Raw genomic sequence first — 692 nt, 5'->3', positions numbered from 1 at the left:
GTCATAGTTACCCCCGCCGTTAACGGGTCCTTCGTCCTGTTGTACCAGGTGTTCAGATACCCGCACTGGGCAGGATTCAGTGACCGTACGAGTCCTTGCGGATTTGCGGTCACCTATGTTGTTACTAGACAGTCGGAGCCTCCAAGTCACTGCGACCTGCCTCTTCCCGAGGCAGGCATCCCTTCTTCCGAAGGTACGGGACTAGATTGCCGAATTCCCTAACGTCGGTTGATCCCGACAGGCCTAGGCTTTCTCCGCCATGGGCACCTGTGTCGGTGCTCGGTACGGACACCGTCCTCGTCTTTTCACGGGCCCCAGGTTGAACCGAATTTCTCTATCCCGCCGTTCGTCCGCTTCGTGCCATTACGGCTTCCACGGAGTTGGACGGTTCGACCGGGCGATGGCCCGGCTCGGTCTACCCCAAGGCGTCGACTTTGAGTGGACGGTGGCACAGGAATATTAACCTGTTTCCCATTTCGTCTCATTCGAATTACGGTGAGACTTAGGACCGGCTAACCCTCAGCTGACGAACAGTGCTGAGGAACCCTTGCCCTTTTGGCCGTCAGGATTCGCACCCGACTTTCGCTACTACTATGACCAGGATTTTCGTTTCTAATCGGTCCACACGAACTCTCGGCCGTGCTTCCACCCGATCAGAACGCCGACCTACACGGTCAGAATTTGACTTCTGC

At 56.5% G+C, this 692-nt stretch carries 1 rRNA gene; it reads right to left on the bottom strand.

What is annotated here, in order from left to right:
* Nucleotides 1-692: ribosomal RNA gene (locus AB2U09_RS00105) — 23S ribosomal RNA — on the bottom strand; the annotation flags it as partial.

The organism is Halosimplex yunnanense (assembly GCF_054504345.1).
Note: the sequence above shows the minus strand (reverse complement) of the source record. Positions and strands in the feature narration are given on the sequence as shown.